Annotated in this window: 12 protein-coding genes; 8 read left to right on the forward strand and 4 right to left on the reverse strand. The window is 57.0% G+C overall.

The window, feature by feature from the left end; genetic code table 11:
• Positions 1-44: 44 nt before the first annotated feature.
• Positions 45-1,334 (forward strand): citrate synthase, encoded by a 1,290-nt coding sequence (gene gltA / locus AC1RT4_RS10425; protein WP_007959044.1) that lies wholly within the window; start codon positions 45-47, stop codon positions 1,332-1,334.
• An 864-nt stretch (positions 1,335-2,198) separates the two neighbouring features.
• On the opposite strand, the gene AC1RT4_RS10430 is transcribed toward gltA, so the two are convergent.
• The 3 genes from AC1RT4_RS10430 to AC1RT4_RS10440 all read right to left on the reverse strand — a co-directional run bounded on the left by AC1RT4_RS10430 (position 2,199) and on the right by AC1RT4_RS10440 (position 5,247).
• Entirely contained in the window at positions 2,199-3,857 is a 1,659-nt protein-coding gene (locus AC1RT4_RS10430; RefSeq protein WP_007959309.1) for a cation acetate symporter, read from the reverse strand.
• A complete protein-coding gene (locus AC1RT4_RS10435; protein WP_007959307.1) occupies positions 3,854-4,165 on the reverse strand; it encodes a DUF485 domain-containing protein in 312 nt (103 codons plus the stop codon). Before AC1RT4_RS10435 ends, AC1RT4_RS10430 begins: the two co-directional genes overlap by 4 nt.
• A gap of 230 nt (positions 4,166-4,395) precedes the next feature.
• Positions 4,396-5,247, reverse strand: a complete 852-nt coding sequence (locus tag AC1RT4_RS10440) for a glycine betaine ABC transporter substrate-binding protein (RefSeq protein ID WP_007959306.1) — start codon at positions 5,245-5,247, stop codon at positions 4,396-4,398.
• A gap of 300 nt (positions 5,248-5,547) precedes the next feature.
• On the opposite strand from AC1RT4_RS10440, the gene AC1RT4_RS10445 reads away from it, so the two are divergent.
• Positions 5,548-7,143: a glycoside hydrolase family 17 protein gene (locus AC1RT4_RS10445; RefSeq protein WP_493085313.1), complete on the forward strand. Its 1,596-nt coding sequence runs from the start codon at positions 5,548-5,550 to the stop codon at positions 7,141-7,143.
• A gap of 30 nt (positions 7,144-7,173) precedes the next feature.
• On the opposite strand, the gene AC1RT4_RS10450 is transcribed toward AC1RT4_RS10445, so the two are convergent.
• On the reverse strand, positions 7,174-7,542 hold the full coding sequence (locus AC1RT4_RS10450) for a hypothetical protein (protein ID WP_007959296.1): 369 nt from the start codon (positions 7,540-7,542) through the stop codon (positions 7,174-7,176).
• A gap of 223 nt (positions 7,543-7,765) precedes the next feature.
• On the opposite strand from AC1RT4_RS10450, the gene AC1RT4_RS10455 reads away from it, so the two are divergent.
• The 6 genes from AC1RT4_RS10455 (at position 7,766) to AC1RT4_RS10480 (ending at position 15,468) form a co-directional block, all read left to right on the forward strand.
• Complete coding sequence (locus AC1RT4_RS10455) at positions 7,766-9,064, forward strand: serine/threonine protein kinase (RefSeq protein WP_115077035.1); 1,299 nt, start codon at positions 7,766-7,768, stop codon at positions 9,062-9,064.
• Positions 9,057-9,845, forward strand: a complete 789-nt coding sequence (locus tag AC1RT4_RS10460) for an MlaA family lipoprotein (RefSeq protein WP_011333106.1) — start codon at positions 9,057-9,059, stop codon at positions 9,843-9,845. The genes AC1RT4_RS10455 and AC1RT4_RS10460 overlap by 8 nt, the downstream gene beginning before the upstream one ends.
• 516 nt (positions 9,846-10,361) lie before the next feature.
• Positions 10,362-11,627 carry an MFS transporter gene (locus AC1RT4_RS10465; protein WP_493085314.1) on the forward strand — a complete coding sequence of 422 codons (1,266 nt, stop codon included), beginning with the start codon at positions 10,362-10,364 and terminating at the stop codon, positions 11,625-11,627.
• Between the two features lie 106 nt (positions 11,628-11,733).
• On the forward strand, positions 11,734-12,933 hold the full coding sequence (locus tag AC1RT4_RS10470) for a hypothetical protein (protein ID WP_493085315.1): 1,200 nt from the start codon (positions 11,734-11,736) through the stop codon (positions 12,931-12,933).
• A gap of 14 nt (positions 12,934-12,947) precedes the next feature.
• Positions 12,948-14,807, forward strand: coding sequence for an aminotransferase class I/II-fold pyridoxal phosphate-dependent enzyme (locus AC1RT4_RS10475; protein WP_493085316.1), 1,860 nt, complete (start codon positions 12,948-12,950; stop codon positions 14,805-14,807).
• Positions 14,794-15,468, forward strand: a complete 675-nt coding sequence (locus tag AC1RT4_RS10480) for a formyl transferase (RefSeq protein WP_493085317.1) — start codon at positions 14,794-14,796, stop codon at positions 15,466-15,468. The genes AC1RT4_RS10475 and AC1RT4_RS10480 overlap by 14 nt, the downstream gene beginning before the upstream one ends.
• Positions 15,469-15,520 lie beyond the last annotated feature (52 nt).

The following is a 15,520-nucleotide window of genomic DNA, read 5'->3' on the forward strand; positions in this document are numbered from 1 at the left end:
GTGGGGGGTCTGTCTGATGATTTCAAGCATAAATAGGAGGCCACATGGCTGACAAAAAAGCGCAGTTGATCATCGAGGGCGCAGCCCCCGTCGAGCTGCCCATTTTAACCGGCACCGTTGGTCCCGATGTTATCGATGTTCGGGGCCTGACGGCCACGGGCCGCTTCACTTTCGACCCCGGTTTCATGTCGACCGCTTCCTGCGAATCGAAGATCACCTATATCGACGGCGACAACGGCATCCTGCTGCACCGCGGCTACCCGATCGAACAGCTGGCTGAAAAGTCGGACTACCTGGAAACCTGCTACCTGCTGCTGAACGGCGAACTGCCGACTGCAGAGCAAAAGGCCCAGTTCGTCGGCACCGTGAAGAACCACACCATGGTTCACGAGCAGCTGAAAACCTTCTTCAACGGCTTCCGCCGTGACGCCCACCCGATGGCCGTCATGTGTGGCGTAGTCGGCGCCCTCTCGGCCTTCTACCACGACTCCCTCGACATCAATAACCCGCAGCATCGCGAAATCTCCGCGATCCGCCTGGTTGCCAAGATGCCGACCCTGGCCGCGATGGTTTACAAGTACTCCATGGGCCAACCCATGATGTACCCGCGCAACGACCTGTCGTACGCGGAAAACTTCCTGCACATGATGTTCAACACCCCGTGCGAGATCAAACCGATCAGCCCGGTACTCGCCAAGGCCATGGACCGGATCTTCATCCTCCACGCCGACCACGAGCAGAACGCTTCGACCTCCACCGTGCGTCTGGCGGGCTCCTCGGGTGCCAACCCGTTCGCCTGTATCGCCGCCGGCATCGCCGCACTGTGGGGCCCTGCCCACGGCGGTGCGAACGAAGCCGTGCTGACCATGCTCGATGAAATCGGCGATGTTTCGAACATCGACAAGTTCATCGCCAAGGCCAAGGACAAGAACGATCCGTTCAAGCTGATGGGCTTCGGTCACCGCGTCTACAAGAACCGCGACCCTCGCGCGACTGTAATGAAGCAGACCTGCGACGAAGTGTTGAAGGAACTGGGTATCCAGAACGATCCACAACTCGAACTGGCCATGCGCCTGGAAGAGATCGCCCTGACCGATCCGTACTTCATCGAACGCTCGCTGTACCCGAACGTCGACTTCTACTCGGGGATCATCCTCAAGGCGATCGGCATTCCGACCAGCATGTTCACTGTGATTTTCGCCCTGGCACGTACTGTCGGCTGGATTTCGCACTGGAAGGAAATGCTCTCCAGCCCGTACAAGATTGGCCGTCCGCGCCAGCTGTACACTGGCTACGAGTCGCGGGATATCACCAAGCTGGAAGACCGCAAATAAGGGCTGTCTTGCGATAGCGCCTTAAGTTGTATCGGAAACGGCCTCCATGAGAATGGGGGCCGTTTTTTTTGTGGTTTTTTATTGGGGGCATATCCGTTGCTTCGGGTGCTGCCGCTGGCGGTTTCGCTCTTACAGCGAGTCACTTTTGACAAACGCCTCAAAAGTAACCAAAAAGTCTACGCCCCGGCGTACGGCACTTCGCTTAGGCTCAGTGTTCCCTCGCTACGGTGTCCATCAGGGGGCATCGCCTACGGTTTGCTTCGCTGCACCTCCTCTCGATGTATGCGGCTTCGCCGCACGGCGCTGCGCGCCTCCCCCCTGATGGACACCTCCGCTCGGCCTGCCGAAGGGGCAAAAATCAAAAGCCGAAGCAAAAGCCAGATCAAGAGCCCCTCTCCCTAACCCTCTCAACCAGCCCCGCAGCAAAACCAAAGCCAAACACGCCCCGCCCCCCCCCACTCAAAACGATGAGCGTTAGCTCGAGTACCGCTTTTGATCGCAGGGCCCGTCGGCAGGCTGAGTGGAGGGATTGATCCGGGGGTGGGAGCGCAGCGACCGTGCGGCGCAGCCGCATGCATCGAGAGGAGGTGCAGCGAAGCAAACCGTAGGCGATGCCCCCGGATCAATCCCGGAGCGAAGGAACCCCGAGCCCCAGCGAGGGGCCGAACGCCGGGGCCCAAGACCTTTGGTTACTTTGGGGCGTTTGCCAAAGTGACCCGCCGTAAGGGCGGAACCCCAAGAAGCCGTTACCGCAGCAACGGATATACACCCAACCCCCAAGAACATCCGATAACCGCCCACAAAAAAAATGCCCCAATCTCTCGACCAGGGCATTTCCATTCAACTCAACCTACACAAAAAGCCTCAGTGCGAAACGGCCCCACTAGCCCCCAACCCCGTCTGCGAACGCACAAACTGCGGGAAGAACGCCGCACGCTCGTTCTCAGCCGCCGCCGACTTGTCGGTAACGGAGAAGAACCAGATCCCGATAAACGCAATGATCATCGAGAACAACGCAGGATACTCGTAAGGGAAAATCGCCTTCTCATGATGCAGAATCTGCACCCAGATGGTCGGGCCGAGGATCATCAGACCCACCGCACTCACCAGACCCAACCAGCCGCCAATCATCGCGCCACGGGTGGTCAGCTTCTTCCAGTACATCGAAAGCAGCAGCACCGGGAAGTTGCAGCTCGCCGCGATGGAGAACGCCAGGCCAACCATGAACGCGATGTTCTGGCTTTCGAACAGGATGCCCAGGCCGATGGCCAGAACGCCCAGCGCGATGGTGGTGATCTTCGAAACGCGGATTTCATCCTTCTCGTTGGCCTTGCCCTTCTTGATCACGCTGGCGTACAGGTCGTGAGACACAGCCGAAGCTCCGGCCAGAGTCAGACCGGCCACTACCGCCAGAATGGTCGCAAACGCCACCGCCGAGATGAAGCCGAGGAACACGCTGCCGCCCACGGCGTTGGCCAAATGCACCGCCGCCATGTTGTTGCCGCCGAGCAGCGCGCCCGCCGCATCTTTAAAGGCCGGATTGGTGCTGACCAGCAGGATCGCGCCGAAGCCGATGATGAAGGTCAGGATGTAGAAGTAGCCAATGAAACCGGTCGCGTAAAGCACGCTCTTACGGGCTTCTTTCGCATCGCTGACAGTGAAGAAGCGCATCAGGATGTGCGGCAGGCCAGCAGTACCGAACATCAGTGCCAGGCCGAGGGAGAACGCCGAGATCGGATCTTTTACCAGACCGCCCGGGCTCATGATCGCTTCGCCCTTGGCGTGAACCTTGATGGCTTCGGAGAACAGGGTGTTGAAGTCGAAGTTGACGTGCTTCATCACCATCAGCGCCATGAACGAGGCACCGGACAGCAACAGCACCGCCTTGATGATCTGCACCCAGGTGGTCGCCAGCATGCCGCCGAACAGCACGTACAAGCACATCAGGATACCGACCAGAATCACCGCAACGTGGTAGTCGAGACCGAACAGCAGCTGTATCAGCTTGCCGGCACCGACCATTTGCGCGATCAGGTAGAACGCCACCACCACCAGCGAACCGCAGGCAGACAGAGTGCGGATCTGGGTTTGCCCGAGGCGGTAGGACGCCACGTCGGCAAAGGTGTATTTGCCCAGGTTGCGCAGACGCTCGGCGATCAGGAACAGAATGATCGGCCAGCCCACCAGGAAGCCGATCGAGTAGATCAGGCCGTCGTAGCCGGAGGTGAACACCAGCGCGGAAATACCCAGGAAGGACGCCGCCGACATGTAGTCACCGGCAATCGCCAGACCGTTCTGGAAACCGGTGATCTTGCCGCCCGCTGCATAGTAGTCGGCGGCCGAGTTGTTGCGCTTGGACGCCCAGTAAGTGATGCACAGGGTCGCGCCAACGAACGCCACGAACATGACGATCGCGGAAACGTTGAGTGGTTGTTTGTGGACTTCGCCGGTCAGGGCGTCAGCGGCCCAGACGGCTGGAGCGAACGCTGCGATGCTCAAAAGAGCCAGTAGACGCCGGATCATTGCTGAGCCTCCTTGAGAATCGCGTTATTCAGGTCGTCGAACTCGCCATTGGCGCGGCGCACGTAAATGCCGGTCAGGATGAAGGCCGAGATAATCAGCCCGACACCGATCGGGATGCCCCAGGTGATGGACGATTCGGGACTGATTTTCGTGCCGAGCACTTGCGGCCCGTACGCGATCAGAAGGATGAAGCCGGAGTAGAGCCCGAGCATGATCGCCGAGAGTATCCAGGCGAACCTTTCTCTTTTCTTGACCAGCTCCTTGAAGCGCGGGCTGTTCTGAATCGAGAGGTAAATGCTGTCGTTCATTGTTTTTATCCTCGCAGCACAGATTTTTATTTTTGGAACATATCCACTGTATGCGGCTGCGAGCCGGGTTCCAGACGACCTTAGTAGTAGAACGCCATGACGTTTTTGCCAATTTCCAGACAAGCCGAAAACGCCCATCCCTGCTTATTAATAGTGGGCAAACAAAAAAGGCCGCCCGACTGTCATGTCGGGCGGCCCTGGGAAGCGCAGATTAGACGCTTCGGCTTAAATCACTTGGTCCAGTCGGCAACACGCTCAGGGTGCTTGGCAACCCAATCCTTGGCCGCTGCGTCAGGTTTTGCACCGTCCTGAATCGCCAGCATGACTTCGCCGATTTCGTCTTTCGAAGCCCATTGGAAGTTCTTCAGGAACTTGGCCACTTCCGGCGCCTTGGTCGCCAGTTCCTTGCTGCCGATGCTGTTCACGGTTTCAGCCGCGCCGTACACGCCTTTCGGGTCGTCGAGGAAGCGCAGTTTCCACTTGGCAAACATCCAGTGCGGTACCCAGCCGGTGACAGCGATGGATTCGTTTTTCTTCTCGGCACGGGTCAGCTCGGCAATCATGCCGGCGCCGGAACTGGCCTTGAGTTGATAGCCGGTCAGGTCGTAATCCTTGATCGCCTGATCGGTCTTGAGCATCACGCCTGAACCGGCGTCGATGCCGACGATGCGTTTCTTGAAGGAGTCGTCGGTTTTCAGGTCTTCGATGGTCTTGGCCTTGACGTACTCCGGCACGATCAGACCGATTTTCGCGTCCTTGAAGTTCGGGCCGTAATCGACGACCTGATCCTTGTTCTTGGTCCAGTATTCGCCGTGGGTCACGGGCAGCCAGGCCGAGAGCATGGCGTCGAGTTTGCCGGTGGCAACGCCCTGCCACATGATGCCGGTGGCGACGGCTTGCAGTTTCACGTCGTAGCCGAGTTTCTGCTTGATCACTTCGGCCGCCACGTGGGTGGTCGCGACGCTGTCGGACCAGCCGTCAACGTAACCGATGTTCAGGGTCTTGGTTTCAGCACTGGCGAGTGTGGAGCCCATCGCAAGCACCAGAGCGGCACCTGCGCCTAAAAGTCGTCGCATCTTCATCGTTACTTCCCCGAAATGCTGCGCCCGACGGATGCCGGGCATCGTCAACGTATTGTTATGGTGCACAGCGCCCCCATCACGCCTGACCGCAAACTCGTTAGTACATCAGCCGGATTATCAATAAGGGTACTGACGAGTTCGATCATCAACCTGACGCTCGTTAAGACCTGCTCTGTCAGCGACCTCAAGGCAACGAGAAACGACATCAGAAAGCCATTAACTGCGTCCGGATATTTGGCGCCAGACAATCCGCCCGAACTTTGCATGTCAAAATCGTGCGAGCCACCAACCTGCTTATAAATGCAGGTAACATGCGCCGCTTTGCAGCCACTCGGCCTGACCATGTCCGCGACTTCCCGCTTCCCCTTTCTTCCTTATCTGTTCGCCTGCCTGCTCGGGCTGTTTGCCCTGTGCGGCTTCTGGTACGGCCTGGGCAAACCGGTGATCCTGCCGGACGTCGCCACCCCGACCCTCAAGCTGCAATGCGCCTCCTACACCCCGTTCGACAAAGACCAGTCGCCGTTCGACGTACCGTTCAAACTGCGCCCGGAGCGCATGGACGCCGACCTCGCCCTGCTCGCCACCCGCTTCGAATGCATCCGCACCTACTCGATGACCGGCCTCGAAGCCCTGCCGGAGCTGGCGCGCAAGCACGGTTTGAAGTTGATGATCGGCGCGTGGGTCAACAGCAATCCGGTGGACACCGAGAAAGAAGTCGACTTGCTGATCGCTTCGGCCAATGCCAATCCGGACGTGGTCAACGCGGTGATCGTTGGCAACGAAGCCTTGCTGCGCAAGGAAGTGACCGGCGCGCAACTGGCAAAGCTGATCAACAAGGTCAAGAGCCAGATCAAGCAACCGGTGACCTACGCCGATGTCTGGGAGTTTTGGCAAAAACACCCGGAAGTCGCCCCGGCCGTGGACTTCATCACGATTCACTTGCTGCCTTACTGGGAAGACCATCCATGGGACGTCGACGTCGCCCTGTCGCAGGTAACTGCCGTACGTGAGATGTTCGGAAAAATGTTCGCACCCAAGGATGTGATGATCGGGGAAACAGGCTGGCCAAGCGAAGGACGCCAACGCAAGACCGCCCTGCCGAGTCGCGCCAACGAGGCGAAATTCATTCGTGGTTTTGTGAGTCTGGCGGAACAGAAAGGCTGGAACTACAACTTGATCGAAGCCTTTGATCAACCGTGGAAGCGTGCCAGTGAAGGCGCGGTCGGCGGTTACTGGGGGCTATTCGATGCCGATCGACAGGACAAAGGCGTACTCGCAGGCCCCGTGACAAATGTGCCGTACTGGAAACAGTGGCTGGCGGTCGGCGGGCTGATTTTCCTCGGAACATTGCTGCTGGGCGGTCGGGTTCGCACAACGCGTTCGGCGCTGATCCTGCCGCTGCTCGGCGCCCTCGCCGCCTGTTCGATCGGTGCCTGGGGTGATCTGGCCCGGGTGACCACGCGATTTGCCAGCGAATGGCTGTGGGTCGGGTTGCTGACGGCTCTGAATCTGTTGGTGCTGGCCCATGCCGCGCTGACCTTGAGCGCCCGCAGTGGCTGGCGTGAACGGGCGTTCAACGCTTTCGAGCGACGGGCCGGCTGGCTGGTCGCGGCAGCCGGTTTCGCCGCTGCGGTGATGATGCTGGAGCTGGTGTTCGATCCGCGCTATCGCAGTTTTCCGAGCGTGGCGTTCATTCTGCCGGCGCTGGTTTACCTGTGCCGCCCGGTCAGCGTGGCCCGGCGGGAGATCGCGCTGCTGACCTTCATCATCGGCGCCGGCATTGCGCCGCAGCTGTTCCGTGAAGGATTGCAGAATCAGCAGGCGTGGGGCTGGGCGCTGGTCAGCGTGTTGATGGCCGTCGCGTTGTGGCGCTGCTTGCGGGTTCGCAAAGCCTGATTCACAGAGAATGCCCGCGATGACTGACGATCAGGCCTCGCGGGATTCCCGGACCAGCCGCAACCCGGCAATCACCACCGCAAACACCGCCAAGGTCGTGTTGTACAGCGCCAACGCGGGCAACCCGAACACCAGCGCCAGCACCGCCAGCCACCACCCTGCCCGTCCTGGCACGACAAAACCGATCACCGCAGCCGCGACCGCCGCCCAGCCCAGCATCTGGAAATGAATCATCAGGCCCAGGTTCGAGCGCACCGAGCATTCCCAACGACTCGCCTCATCCACGCAGATGCCCACCCACTGCGCGTCCTCCATGAAGCCATAACGCGCGCCATAACTGGCGGCCAGCCACAACGGCAATAGAACGAGCAGCAGAATCACGGGCAAGCGGCGGGACATGGAACACTCCAATCGATGAAATCGGCGGCCAGCTTAATCTGCCGCCGCGCATACGCAAGGGCTAACAACTCTTAACTGGTCATTCATTCCGTGCAAAGTGTATCGTCCGGCTACTATTACTCCGAATTCCGTCAGTTTGGTGCCGTGGCATGGCACTTTGGCGCAAACCCGGTGGTCATAGCCTGCGAACCTCATTCGGCACCTTCCTCTAAGGGATCTAGTCATGCTCCGTTCCTTGCGCTTCGCCGCCCTGTTTGGCGGCCTTATTCTGAGTGCGTCCGCGCTGGCGGTGGATATCGACGCCGCCAGCTATGGCTATCCCCTGACCAATCCGTTCGAGGCGACCATCGCCACCACGCCGCCGGACTTGCGCCCTGAACTGCCACTGGACGACGACATCGATCAGACCGATCGCAGCGTCACCCTGCGCCCCGAGCGCGAATTCATCCTGCCGGACAATTTCTGGCCGGTGAAAAAACTCACCTACCGTATCGCCACCCAGGACAAGGCCGCGCCGCTGATCTTCCTGATCGCCGGCACCGGCGCGCGCTACGACAGCACGCTCAACGAATACCTGAAGAAGCTTTATTACAAGGCCGGCTACCACGTGGTGCAGCTGTCGTCGCCGACCAGCTTCGACTTCATGAGCGCCGCCTCGCGTTTCGCCACCCCCGGCGTGACCAAGGAAGACGCCGAAGACATGTACCGGGTGATGCAGGCCGTGCGGGCGCAGAACCCGAAACTGCCGGTCACCGACTATTACCTCAGCGGCTACAGCCTCGGTGCGCTGGACGCGGCGTTCGTGGCCCATCTGGATGAAACCCGTCGCAGCTTCAACTTCAAGAAAGTCCTGCTGCTGAATCCGCCGGTCAACCTCTACACCTCGATCACCAACCTCGACAAACTGGTGCAGACCGAGGTCAAGGGCATCAACAACAGCACCACCTTCTATGAGCTGGTGCTGAACAAACTGACCCGCTACTTCCAGCAAAAGGGCTACATCGACCTCAACGATGCACTGCTCTACGACTTCCAGCAGTCCAAGCAACACTTGAGCAACGAGCAGATGGCGATGCTGATCGGCACTTCGTTCCGTTTCTCGGCGGCGGATATCGCGTTCACTTCGGACCTGATCAACCGTCGCGGCCTGATCACCCCGCCGAAATTCCCGATCACCGAAGGCACCAGCCTCACGCCGTTCCTCAAGCGTGCGCTGCAATGCGACTTCGACTGCTACCTCACCGAACAGGTGATTCCGATGTGGCGCGCCCGCACCGACGGCGGCAGCCTGCTGCAACTGATCGATCAGGTCAGCCTGTACGCATTGAAGGATTACCTGCACGACAGCCCGAAAATCGCTGTCATGCACAACGCCGACGACGTGATCCTCGGCCCGGGCGACCTCGGTTTCCTGCGCCGCACCTTCGGCGATCGCCTGACCGTTTACCCGCTGGGCGGCCATTGCGGCAACCTTAACTATCGCGTCAACAGCGACGCCATGCTGGAGTTCTTCCGTGGCTAAATATCTCCTGCTGATTGCAGCGCTCCTCAGTGCAGGTATGGCCCAGGCCGACAACAGCAAAGCCAATGCACCGGTGGTCATCGACAGCGACGGCTTCAAGGAGCCGCTGTCCAAACTCAAGTTCAACCCGGGACTGGATCAGCGCGAGTTCGAACGCTCGACCCTCAGCGCGCTGAACGTCTACGACCCGCTGGAAGAGTGGAACCGCCGCGTCTACCACTTCAACTACCGCTTCGACCAATGGGTGTTCCTGCCGGTGGTCGATGGCTATCGCTACATCACCCCGAGCTTCGTGCGCACCGGCGTGAGCAACTTCTTCAACAACATTGGCGACGTGCCGAACCTGGTCAACAGCCTGTTGCAGTTCAAGGGCAAGCGCTCGATGGAAACCACCGCGCGCCTGCTGCTCAACACCACCATCGGCATCGCCGGGCTCTGGGATCCGGCCACCGCGATGGGCCTGCCGCGCCAGAACGAAGACTTCGGCCAGACCCTGGGCTTCTACGGCGTACCGGGCGGCGCTTACTTCGTGCTGCCGATCCTCGGCCCGTCGAACCTGCGCGATACCGCAGGCCTGGCTGTTGACTACACCGCCGAGTCCGCGATCAACTTCCTCAACGTCTCGGAAGTCAGCTCCAATCACCCGGAAGTCTGGGTACTGCGTGGCGTCGACAAGCGCTACCAGACCAGCTTCCGCTACGGTCAGCTGAACTCACCGTTCGAGTACGAGAAGGTGCGCTACGTCTACACCGAGTCGCGCAAGTTGCAGATTGCCGAATAAACGCTGCATAGCGCTGGCAAGCCTTGATTCAAACCTGGCTTGCCGGCGCCCTCGCTCGCCCCCCGCTCGACACCGACTCATAAGTCACCAGCAAAACCGCATTCGAAATCGAACATGAAAATTTAAAATGTGAATTTTTTATTAACATTTTGTGACATCCTATGTAGACTCGGCTCAACACTGCTAAGGAAGCAATGACGTGTTCAACGATATCCATGGATTGATGTCGGTCCAGCCTTACCCCCCCTCTCGACATTCGCCTGCTTGCCATCTTTGGCAAATTGCTCACTGCGCCATTAGTTCGCTGATGCCCAGCGAAATATGCATATAGCCTGTCGCCCGCGTTATCGGTAAATCATCCGTAGATACGTTCAGACAAGCCCTTTGAAGGGCATGACGTGGCGTGCACTTTAAAATTGCTACGGATAATCACGATAACCAGCGGAGTCTTCAACGCGTTGACTCAACAACTTCAGCCTGCCTTCACACATGGGCTGAACAGCGATCACCATTTATATGAAAATTTCATTGAAAAGCGCTATTACCCGATACCTGTCCGAGATGCCTTTGTTCATTTGGATATTGTTTATTGGCACCTTCGTCACCCGCGCCACTTCGATGATGGTCTGGCCATTCATCTCGATCGTGCTGTACACGCGATTCGGTTTCAGTGCGACATTCATTGGCCTGATTCTGACATTGTCCATCGCACTTTCCTCGGTAGCGAGTTTCTACAGCGGCTATTTATCAGACAAAATCGGCCGTATGAAAATCATCGTCCTCGGGTGCGTGGTAGCGGCATTTTCTTATCTATTGCTGGGTATCAGCAACAGCGTTTACGGCTATATTGCAGGCACTCTACTGGCGAACCTTTCCTGGGCGCTGGTGAACAATCCGATCAAGACTGTTATCGGTGATGTCATCGAATCGCGCGCACTTGTCGAGCGCGCCATGCATCTACGCTACTTTTTCCTGAACGCCGGCGCGGCGATCGGCCCGTATTTCGGTCTCAAACTGGGTATTACTGCTGACTCTGTGTCGTTCGTGCTGGTAACTCTCTCCTATGCGCTACTTCTGGCCGGCGTGCTGATCTTCGGTAAAGGCGTACGCCTGAAGGCGGTCAATTCCACCAGCTTCAAAAGCACCATGGCCGTACTCGCGAAGGACCACTTGTTCCTCGCGCTGGTGGTCAACAACATCATCATGATGTTCATCTTCGGCAGTTTCGACTCAAGTTTGCCGCAACTGATAGCCGCCTTGGCTTTCGACGGCTACCTGCCCTTTGTCGCATCGTTGATTGTCTTGCATGCCTCAACCATCGTAATACTGCAGTTGCCGCTTGCGAGTGCCTTATCGTCAGTATCACTGAACACCAAGATCTATTCAGGCTCAACACTACTAGTGATCAGTGAGATAGGCTTCGCATTGGCCGCGCATTACCAAGACGTCAAACCGTTGTGGTACAGCGCAGTGCTGATCATGAGTATCAGCCAGACCCTGCTGTTTCCGTGCATCAATATGTTTGTCGACAGTCTGGCTCCAGCCAATCTGCGCGGTGCCTACTTCGGTGCAGCTTCGCTATACAGCATAGGCTTTTCTCTATCACCTATCGTAGGCGGATTGTTCATCCAGAAACTGAGCGGAACGGCACTCTATATATTCCTCACATTCGCCAGTGTCTTGATGTTGATTATATTTATGGGGATTTTTCGAAGAAGGTACGCCACCGAAACTTCAGGCGCACCCATACTAAACGTCGGAACCGCGCCCATTAATAACTAACCACTCTTTTCTTGAGAGTTCCCCCTGCGCGCCAAACAAAATGGCGGGAATTTCTTCGCCCAGAAAAAAACAATCCTCTTCAACTTTCACACTTCAGGCAATCATCATGAATACGCCGATTTATGACCTCATTCTATGTGGCGCCGGGCCAGCCAATATTTCGTTGCTGCCGGATCTTATTCAAAATGAAAACATTCAACGCTGTCTGATCCTTGAAAAATCCGCAACGTTGGGCAGCGGTGAAATCGGTCAATACCGGATAACCGCCAACTCGCTCGGGGTGGTTTTTCTGGAAAAATTTCAGGATCGCACGGATGACCTCAGCCTCTTTCTGCAGGGCACGCCGGAGTGGACCTATTTCACCGAGCGACGCGGTGAAGCAGTGGAATTGCGTTATGTCGGGCGCTTCCTGGAAAACATCGGCAACTATGTTGCTCGGGAAAAAACCCTCTACAAGCGCTTTGAAATATCCACGGAGTCGACGGTCTGCGAAATTCGCCTCACCGAGCAAGGTCACTACTGCGTGAGCTATCTGGTTGACGGCCAGTGCGTGCAGGCGACAGGCAAAAAAATCGTCTTCAATATCGGTGGTCGCGCAAGTAACGCCGCCTTGCGCCATCCGCAGGCCAACATCAACTCGGACGCACTTCTCAAGGGTACGCACGACGCGGCACTGCGAAGTGGCGCATACAAAAGCCTGACCATCCTGGGTTCCTCGCACAGCGCAATTTCCTGCCTGATTCGCCTGGTGGAGCAACTGGATTACCAAGGCAGCATCACATTACTGACCAAACGCGACTTCAAATTATTTTTCGATTCTCCCGCCTCTGCGCGTGAGCAGGACTATCCGTTTATCGATGCCGATGTTTGCCAGGCAAGCCAACGGGTCAATCGCTATTCGGGCCTGCGATATGACTCGTTCAAATTCGCTCGCAAGATCACACAAGGGCTGATCCCCAACCTGAACATCGTAAAGATTGCCGATGCTTCTGCCGATGAGGTTCGCCAGCAAGTTGCCCAAACCGACCTGCTGATCCACTGCACCGGATACAAGGCCGAGCTGGTGCCATTGCTGGATGTCGACGGTAAAGCGCTGGAACTTCAACAGGACGCGTTCGGTTTACTCACCAATCAGCAATTAAACCCGGTCACCCGAGACGGCCAGGTACTGGAACACTTCCATACCTTCGGCCTCGGCGCAGGGATCAAGACCGGTGGAGACAGCGGTGGTGAGGAAAGCTTTCACGGAAGAATCGACGGCGTATGGGTATACCAGCACATGGTGCCCGGACTCATTTTTCAATAATAAGGACGTTACCAATGAACAACCAGACAGCCATTATTCTTTGCGCCGGGCGCGGAAGTCGCCTCGGCAAGCGCACGAGCCACACACCCAAGCCATTGGTGAAGACCAACAATATCGCATTCATCGATAATGCCCTGAACAACCTCGAAACGTTGGGCATAACGCGTGTGGTGGTCGTGGTCGGCTATCAGTCCGAGATCATCACCGCCCATCTTCGGGCGATGGACACCGATATAGCGTTCGAATTCGTAAGTAACCCGGACTGGGCAACGACCAACAACATCTATTCCCTGTATCTGGCACGCGAGCACATTACGCAAGACACGCTGATCATCGAGGGCGACATCTATTTCTCGGTTTCCAGCCTGCAACAACTTCTACAAAAGCCCGGTGATCTGGTGGCTTTGGTCTCCCCTCTCGGCAAGAACATGGAAGGCACTTACGCGGTACTCGAAGGGGACCAACTGCAAGGCTTCGGCTCAACCAAGGATATAGGCCATCAAACTCAGGACGGGCAATACAAAACCGTCAACCTGTACCAGATCGGGTCGGCCGGTTTCGCCGAGCACATCAAAAAACAACTCGCCAGTAACGTCAGAAAAAACAACCTCAACGCGTATTACGAGGACGTATTCAAAAAAGCCTCACTTGAAGGCAAGTGGGATATTCAGACCGTCGTGGTCCCGGCCACCGAGTGGTATGAAGTCGACAACTATTACGACCTGACGATCTGCAACTACATTTCCAGCCGTGATCGCCTTGGCCTCGTACAAAATCGTCACGGCGGTTACTGGCGCTATCCGATGCTGGATTTCGCGCTGATCTACAATTTCCACTTCCCACCTCAGCAGATGAAAGACAAGATCAAGGACAACTTTGATCAGATCTTCCTGAACTACCCAGGCGCCCGAAAATTGATCGAGGAGTCGCTCTGCGAGTTCCTCGGGGTTTCCGCAAGGCAGCTGTGCGTATCCAACGGTGCCGCGGAAATCATCAAACTGCTGCCGTCCGTCTATTCCGGCAGTGCTCTCGTCACCGTACCGTCCTTCAACGAATACGCCAACGTGTTCGGTGAGGAGCGGACGCTCTGCCACTACACCCGCGAAGAAGATAATTTCGCTATCGATATCGAGGCACTGCTAGCCACCTGCAAACAGCAGCGTCCAGAGGTGGTGATCATTGAGTCACCTAACAATCCGACAGGCGCACTGACGCCCGCCGCCGCCCTTTCGGCGCTTGCCACCGAGTTGTTGGAACTGGATATCTCGCTGATCGTCGACGAATCATTTCTCGATTTCTCCAGTCACGCCAGCAGCACGCTGCTCAACGTACTCGACGACCACCCCAACCTGGTGGTGATTCGCAGCATGAGCAAGACATTTGGTATCGGCGGTATTCGTATCGGTTACCTGGCCAGTGCCAACCAGACTTTACTGGCGTTGATCAACTCGCTGTTGCCAATCTGGAACATCAATGGTTTTGCCGAAGAGTTCCTGTTGCACCTGCCGCAATATCGACAAGAGTATCTGGCAAGTTGCCAACAAGTGATCAGCGACACCCGCGCGTTTCAGCAAGCGCTGAACGCAATCGACGGCATCAGCGGTTTTGAGACCGAGTCAAACTTCATTTACTGCAAGGCTCATTACGCGGACGCCGAGACCATCACCAGGTTGTTGCTGGACAAACATCACATGTACATCAAGGAATGCTCTGGCAAACGCAATTGCGATTCCGATAAATATTTCCGCGTGTCTTGCCGTACGCCCGACGAAAATGCCCGGTTGATCAAGGCCCTGACCAGCGTCATGCAAGAGCTTGCACATAGCAAAGACACCCGCATCCAGCCGCAGGAGAGCGCCTTTGAAATTGCCTAAAAAAGTAGTGATTTGCGGCAAGGGTGAACTGGCAATTTTCGCTTGCGAGTATTTCAACGCATCCCCCGAGCATGTTGTGTCGTACGTGGTCGCAGACCCTTTCGAGCCCGTCAGCACGGAACAAACACTGATTGAGTACTGCCGCCAGCACGCGATTGAGGTGATCGACAGCGGCCTGGTCGAGCACTTGCCCGGTTATGCAGATGGAACGTTCGCTTGCGACATCTGCATGGTGATCTTCCACAAGAGAATATTGCCCAAGCGTTTCATCGATTGCTGCTCGAAGATCATCAATCTGCACCTTTCCTATTTGCCGCGATATCGCGGCGTGCGCCCGGTCAACTGGGCATTGAAGAATGGCGAGCGGACTCACGGCGCGACGCTGCACGAGATCACCGAGGGCATCGACGAGGGCCCGATCATCAATCAGGTGGCGTTCGGCATCTATCCTGAGTTTGAAGAAGTGATCGACACCTACACCCGCGCGATGGGCTATGCCCGTCAGTTGCTGGTGGATACCTTGCCGCTGATCGAGCGTATCGTCCCGGTCCCGCAGCAACATGCCGAGATGAGCATCTACTACGAAAAGGATAACCACCGACTGGAAGAGCGCATGACCTTCACCAAAGAACAATCCCTGAAACTGCTCGAGCGCCAGTAGCTTTTGCAACACGGCTCGATTGCATGCACCTGCGGCAATCGAGCGGACGGCT

The sequence above is a fragment of the Pseudomonas sp. GW821-FHT11D10 genome, from assembly GCF_058808435.1.

Coding starts and splice junctions, on each gene's coding strand:
- AC1RT4_RS10430 (WP_007959309.1), bottom strand. CDS start 3,857: ATGATCCGGCGTCTACTGGCTCTTTTGAGCATCGCAGCGTTCGCTCCA.
- AC1RT4_RS10455 (WP_115077035.1), top strand. CDS start 7,766: ATGCTCCGTTCCTTGCGCTTCGCCGCCCTGTTTGGCGGCCTTATTCTG.
- AC1RT4_RS10445 (WP_493085313.1), top strand. CDS start 5,548: ATGCAGGTAACATGCGCCGCTTTGCAGCCACTCGGCCTGACCATGTCC.
- gltA (WP_007959044.1), top strand. CDS start 45: ATGGCTGACAAAAAAGCGCAGTTGATCATCGAGGGCGCAGCCCCCGTC.
- AC1RT4_RS10470 (WP_493085315.1), top strand. CDS start 11,734: ATGAATACGCCGATTTATGACCTCATTCTATGTGGCGCCGGGCCAGCC.
- AC1RT4_RS10440 (WP_007959306.1), bottom strand. CDS start 5,247: ATGAAGATGCGACGACTTTTAGGCGCAGGTGCCGCTCTGGTGCTTGCG.
- AC1RT4_RS10465 (WP_493085314.1), top strand. CDS start 10,362: ATGAAAATTTCATTGAAAAGCGCTATTACCCGATACCTGTCCGAGATG.
- AC1RT4_RS10475 (WP_493085316.1), top strand. CDS start 12,948: ATGAACAACCAGACAGCCATTATTCTTTGCGCCGGGCGCGGAAGTCGC.
- AC1RT4_RS10435 (WP_007959307.1), bottom strand. CDS start 4,165: ATGAACGACAGCATTTACCTCTCGATTCAGAACAGCCCGCGCTTCAAG.
- AC1RT4_RS10450 (WP_007959296.1), bottom strand. CDS start 7,542: ATGTCCCGCCGCTTGCCCGTGATTCTGCTGCTCGTTCTATTGCCGTTG.